Below are 6,000 nucleotides of genomic sequence, written 5' to 3'. Positions count from 1 at the left end.
CGGGAATTTTAAGGTCCGATTTCAAGAAGTGAATGCGATACAGCAGTGTGGGGCTTGGAGGCGGACTGCAGAGGTTGGGTTGGAAAGGTGAGGGCAAAATACACCTGTGAGCATCACGAACCAGAGGTAACGGGTGAGGGGTGCGGTCCAGAAACAAAGCTGAGGCGGTTGTGACTTTTTAATTTTTTGTGGCAGCTCTTTCTACGAACGGCACGTGCGCGAGGCCCCAAGGCCGCAACCCGACCAACTTTGACCAAGTTATTTTTTCGGCCAGACGCGTGGCCTTGACAACAAGATTGCAACAGAGAAATACACACTCCTGTCCTTGGTACAATGGTTCTTCTCTGCTCCGGGTACGTCCCACAGCAGTATTGCGAAAGGCGGGTGGAGGGGGGAAAGGGGGGGTTGCTTGCGCCCTCAAGCGGTGCAAAGTTTCCCAACTGGGAGCACAAAATACAAGGGGGTACGAAAGCGACGACTGTAAGTACGAAGCGCGATAGCATATAACAGCGCAGCCGTTGCAGCTGTTCGGAACGAATCCTGCAGACACTACCTTCTTTTGAAGAAAGAGTCACCGTTACAACATGGTACATGGCCAGCGTATGATCACCAGAGATAGATGCACCACGAACTTAGGGTTCGCATGAAAAAAAACCGGCGACCTTGCAGCCGAAGCCGCGCGCGATGGTACCCCCGGCCTGATCCCCCATATTCATGTAGGGCTGCCACTCGTTCTTATTCTGCAGCTGGGCGTGTACCGGGGCTGAGGCCATGCTGTCGTCCTGCATGTCAGCGAGCGTCGCCGAGTAGGTCATGAAGGAGTTGGTGTATCGCGTTTTGCTGGGGTCAACAAAATCCGGCGAGGACTCGATCGACTGCGTCGCCAGAAAGACCCGGTCGCCGATCACCTCAAGCGGCAGGGGGTTTGGGTTGTAGCCCATGACGAGATACTTCTCCGGCGTATATCCTCGAGGCACGGGTCCCAGCCGAAAGTTGCGGATTCGAACCGGTTTCTTGGTCAGAAGATGCGGGTGCTCGGTCAACGGCTCGTAGCCGTCGATCTCCGAGTAGTAACCCGCCTCATACTTGGTCATTTGATGGGTGTTGTTGGCCCTGGCCTCCCACTTATCCACCAGCAGGTTGTTCATGGTGAACATCGGGATGAAGTTGCCGTCGTGCAGGTCGGCATAGATGTTCAGGCGATAAAAGGAGATGACCGTCTCTGTGCCCAGGCTGCCCACCAGCTTCACGTGCGCCCGCAGCGCGTCCACCGGATCTTTGAACTGAGGCGCAAAGGAGCGCTGAGCTGCCGCCTGCGTGACCCCGGGCAGGGTGCCAAACATCGCGAGGCCGGCCGCGCCGAGGAGCGCCTGCCGCCGTGTAAGCCCACCACTGTGTTCTGTCATCGCTCCAATCCTGTGCTGCTGAGGGAGGCTGCAGGACGGCGCTCTTCACAGTCACTGCATCTGTCGCTGACGTTACCACGACTGGAAACCGGGGTGTTACGCCAGTCGATGCAACCAGTTATCGGAAAAGTCGATGGCACGGTTCGCTCCGCGTGCAACGCGGCGTCGTAGGCGCCAGCTCAGGCTGTGGTGCTGTGCTGGTCGGTGACAAACTTCGCGCCGCTCACCGCAGCCCGCACGTTATCCAGCAGGGTTTGTGCGGCGGGGGTGAGCGGCCGGCTGCCGTCGAGCACCAGGCTGGCTTTGCGCCGAATGGTGGGTCGATCAATCGGCAGGATCGTAAAAGCGTTGTTGATAAACCGGTTGGCTACCAGCGCCGGCGAGGTCATGAGCAAGAGATCGCTTCGGGCCAGGATCTTCATGCCGACTCGGTAAGCATCCGAACCGACAAACTGCTCTGGCGGTGTTAGCCCTTCCTGCAGAAAAGCATCGATAATGACGTCCGTGTCGGAGGGCCGAGAATAGGGCACCAGCCAGCCGTAACCCTGCAGATCGGCCAGCGTCAGGCTGGTTTTGCGGGAAAGCGGATGTCCGGGTCGGCACGCGACGATATCGTTGGTGGTATAGATCGGCTCAGCGCGATAGCCCGCGCGCAGCGAGTAATCGTTGACGGCAACCGCCACAAAGTCGAAGTCGCCCTGATAGAAGCGTTTCAGCAGTAGCTCTGAATAGCCCTCAACCAGATTGATCCGAAGCTGGGGGCGGGTTTTGTGGAGTTTGATAAGCGCGTCCGCAACAATATCGCCGGCAAACGTCTCACCGATTCCCACGGTGACCGTTCCAACATCCGCCTCAGCGATGGCCGCTACCGCTGCCCGGGCCCGTTCGTCCGCCGCGAGCTGGGAGCGCGCAAACGGCAACAGCGCCTCACCGAACTGGGTCAGGTTGGTGGTGCCCCCGGGCCCGCGGTCGAAGAGTGAGACGTTGAGGTCCTGCTCGAGGCGAGCGATGCTGGCGCTGATGGCCTGCTGCGTGAGTCCGAGGTTGCGCGCGGCACCGGCGAGGGACCCTCGGTCCATAACCGCCAGAAAACGGGCTAACTGCTTCAACTCCATAAGGTCTTCACGCGCTTTGTGATCTGATTAGGCCCTGGTCAAAATACAAATAATTTTTGTGTTTGACAATCAATATACAAAAAAATATCTTCCCTTTTCGATTTTGAGACGGTAGTCCTTCATGTCACAAGCAACACCCGACGCCATTAGGCCTCGCTTCACCCGAGACGAGAAAGCGAGAAAATCGTTCACCTCGAGTCTCCGCGCACACGTGCTCGGCACTCAGGCGCGACGGATGCGAGAGCACTACGACGAGGTTGTGCAGCCCGCCTTCCAGCGCGCTCACGGCCGGCCGCCGGCTGACGGCCAAGAGGTGCGGTCGGTGATGAAGCGGGAGCGCGACTTCCACTTCTTTTCCAGCGTTCGCAGCTGCGCGCAGGAAATGGTCTTCGCCTCGGTGATTCCTGCCGTGGAACGAGACATGGAGACGCTGGCGGATCGCGCAACCGAGCTGGCCGGTGACTCAAACGGGGTTGGCGGCAGCCTGACGCTGGATTCCAACTTCCAGGTACCGGAGAACGTGACCCGATTGGACGTTCATCTCGCGCCCGGCAGTTTCCATGCGGAGTGGGGTGATGACGACGTGTCAGCGGGCGCCATCTACGACAGCGCCACCCGCGTTTTTGCCTTCCGTCAATTCGGTGAGGACATGAACGACATCGGCATGACCATGTCGAATTTTGTGCGGCTGCGTTATCCCGACTTCAAGCCGACCAAGATCCTCGACTGCGGCTGCACCGTGGGTCACAACACGTTGCCGTGGAAGACGACCTTCCCGGACGCCGAAATGCACGCAATCGACGTGGGCCCGGGGCTGCTGCGCTACGCACATGCCCGCGCGCAGGCCCTGGAAATCCCGGTGCACTTCCACCAGATGAGCGCCACCAACATGGCATTCGAGGACAACAGCTTCGACGTGGTGTTCTCCTCGATGTTCCTCCACGAGCTGCCGCTCAAGGACATCAAGGCGTTTTTCGCAGAGGCCCATCGCGTCCTGCGACCGGGCGGATTGCTGATCAACATGGAGCTGCCGCCGAACGCTCGGACCGAGGCTTACCAGAGTTTCCACCTCGATTGGGACACCTATTACAACAACGAGCCTCACTACAAGCCGTTCCGAGACCAGGATTACCAGTCGCTTTGCGTCGGTGCAGGCTTTCAAGCAAACGACTGCATCGAAGTCACCCTGCCGAGATACACGTTTATCGGCGAGGAAGAGTTCAGCGAGTCAGTTCACAAACCGGCGGTTTTTGACAACTCGACTGGCCGCATGAATCCCAAAGGCACCCGGTGGTACGGGTTCGGCGCCTTCAAAGCTGGAGAAACCGCATGAAAGACTCAAGCACGCGAATCATTCCCCGCATGGCCAAGGGCCGTAGAAACCGGTTTTTTGCAGCCGAAGGTGTCGACGAACTCCTGAGCATGGTGCTGGAGCTGACCGCTGAGGTCTCCACGCTTCGCGAGCGCCAGTACGCTATGGAGCGAGTCCTGGAACAGCACAACCTGCCGGTGGGTGACGCGGTCGAGTCCTGGGAGCCGACCGAGGGCGACGAGGCTCACCTGGCGTCCGATCGGGAGCGCCTGCTGTCGACGGTGCTGCGTACGCTCGAGGCACAGCCCAAGGATGAAGAGCCGGCTGAGACCGCGGCTCAGGATCAAACGCGCGCGGCCTGAAGCGCGCAGATCACGATCGACGAAGCGCCCCTCGGGGTCCCCGTCGATCGTCCATCGAACCACACAACCCGCTAAACCGCTCGCGCTGTCTGCTCGGTCTGGCCCGTCCGACTGTGGCGCTTTCCCCGGCCAGCCCAGCCTTTCACGAATGACCTCGCCGCATTCGACCATGCGCAATTTGCAATCTCCCCCGGCCTGATTTGTTTTACGCTGTTCGATCGTTCAAAGCCCGGTCAGCGTCGTACTGCTGCGGCTGAGGCACAGAATCAAATACACTGCTCGGGGGTGAACCATGTCCAGCGGACTGAAAAAATGGTGGACGCTGGACGAGGCGGAGGCCTCCAATAGCGCCGATAATCCACATGAACCCCTGAAACCCTCGCAGCGGCGCGCCACGCTGCCGCTACTGACCCTGGCGTTTGGCTGGGGTTTTCTGGTCACCGGGCTCCTCACCGGTGGCGCTTTGGGTCAAGGCCTGCCGTTCTGGCCGGACCTGATTGTTGCTTCGTTTCTGGGCAACTTCATGAATTTTGTGATCGGGGCACTTGTCGGCTACATCGGCTACAAAACCGCCTGCAACAGCGGCCTGCTTTACCGATTCACATACGGCAACATCGGCGCCTACCTGCCGGTTCTGTTCATCGCGCTGCTGACCATCGGGTGGCAGGGGATAGTGGTGGGCGCCTTTGGCTTTGCCTGGGCCCAGTCTTTCGACAGCCCAACGTTTTATGCGGTCGCCCTGTTCGCAGGTTTGCTCTATACCGCCACCACTTGTTTTGGCGTGTCGGCACTGGAGAAGGTCAGCATGCCGTCGGTGCTGGTGCTGGTGGGTGTTGGCGTCTATGCCGCCTGGTTCAACATCGATCAGGTAGGCGGCTGGCCGGAGTTTCTGGCCCTGTCTGAGGAAAAATCCGCGCAGGAGCCGCTGACCCTGAAAAACGCGATCAATCTGGTGGTTGGATCCTGGATTGTCGGCGCTATCGTGATGGCGGAGTACACCCGCTTCGCGAAGAAGGCCTGGGTCGCCCTGGCTATCCCGTTTATCGTTCTGATCGTCTCCCAGTGGTTCCTGCAGATCATCGGATCCATGGGCGGGATTGTTGCCGGCACCTATGAGTTCACCACCTATATGCTGCAGCAGGGTGCCATCATCGGCGGCCTTGGGCTGATTGCCATGAGCCTGGCGCTCTGGACCACCGGTGACGCAAACCTTTACCTGCCGGCGGTGCAGACGGCCAGCCTTCTGCGCCGCCCGCAGCGGGTGACCACGGTGATCTGCGGGCTTCTGGGCACCATCCTTGGGCTCGGGATCTATCAGTATTTTCTGGATTGGATCAATCTGCTGGCTGCGCTGGTGCCGCCCCTGATCGGGCCGGTCATTGTCGACTACTATCTGGTCAGCAAGCGGGGCTACAACCCTGACGCCATGCACCGACTACCCAAGTGGAATCCGGTCGCGATCGTTGCGTATGCGGTGGGTGCCGGCACCGCGTTTGCGTCGAGCCAGGGCTTTGAGATTCCCGGACTGGAGTGGGTGATTCCCTCGCTTCTCGGGCTGGTTGTTTCGATGGTCGCCTACGGCGTGCTGTTTCTGCTGGGCCGGATGCTCGGCGTGAAGGTTGGAGTCACCGGCACTGTTTGATCCACCGGCATATCATCACACCTTAAATTGCTCCGCCGGATTGGAAGCCCGGCAGTGATCGAAAACTCGGCTCGCCGTACCCGGTGACTAGCCGAGTAAGGGAAGTCCACGGTTAACCTGCGCGTCACAACGCAATAGGGCGTTGCCATACACCGCGCCAGCA

At 59.6% G+C, this 6,000-nt stretch carries 5 protein-coding genes; 3 read left to right on the top strand and 2 right to left on the bottom strand.

Going from position 1 to position 6,000, the window contains the following annotated elements; genetic code table 11:
* Positions 1-632: 632 nt before the first annotated feature.
* Both AAF358_20690 and AAF358_20685 read right to left on the bottom strand, forming a co-directional pair.
* Complete coding sequence (locus AAF358_20690) at positions 633-1,406, bottom strand: DUF1838 family protein (GenBank protein MEM7707981.1); 774 nt, start codon at positions 1,404-1,406, stop codon at positions 633-635.
* A gap of 179 nt (positions 1,407-1,585) precedes the next feature.
* Positions 1,586-2,515, bottom strand: coding sequence for a LysR family transcriptional regulator (locus tag AAF358_20685; protein ID MEM7707980.1), 930 nt, complete (start codon positions 2,513-2,515; stop codon positions 1,586-1,588).
* Between the two features lie 127 nt (positions 2,516-2,642).
* Here AAF358_20685 and AAF358_20680 point away from each other — a divergent pair, with 127 nt between their 5' ends.
* From AAF358_20680 to AAF358_20670, 3 genes are all read left to right on the top strand, one after another.
* Positions 2,643-3,854 (top strand): class I SAM-dependent methyltransferase, encoded by a 1,212-nt coding sequence (locus tag AAF358_20680; GenBank protein ID MEM7707979.1) that lies wholly within the window; start codon positions 2,643-2,645, stop codon positions 3,852-3,854.
* Positions 3,851-4,195 carry a hypothetical protein gene (locus AAF358_20675; protein ID MEM7707978.1) on the top strand — a complete coding sequence of 115 codons (345 nt, stop codon included), beginning with the start codon at positions 3,851-3,853 and terminating at the stop codon, positions 4,193-4,195. The genes AAF358_20680 and AAF358_20675 overlap by 4 nt, the downstream gene beginning before the upstream one ends.
* 292 nt (positions 4,196-4,487) lie before the next feature.
* Positions 4,488-5,837, top strand: coding sequence for a cytosine permease (locus tag AAF358_20670; protein MEM7707977.1), 1,350 nt, complete (start codon positions 4,488-4,490; stop codon positions 5,835-5,837).
* Positions 5,838-6,000 lie beyond the last annotated feature (163 nt).

The sequence above is a fragment of the Pseudomonadota bacterium genome, assembly GCA_039033415.1.
Taxonomy (GTDB): Bacteria; Pseudomonadota; Gammaproteobacteria; order Xanthomonadales; family SZUA-38; genus JANQOZ01.
Note: the sequence above shows the minus strand (reverse complement) of the source record. Positions and strands in the feature narration are given on the sequence as shown.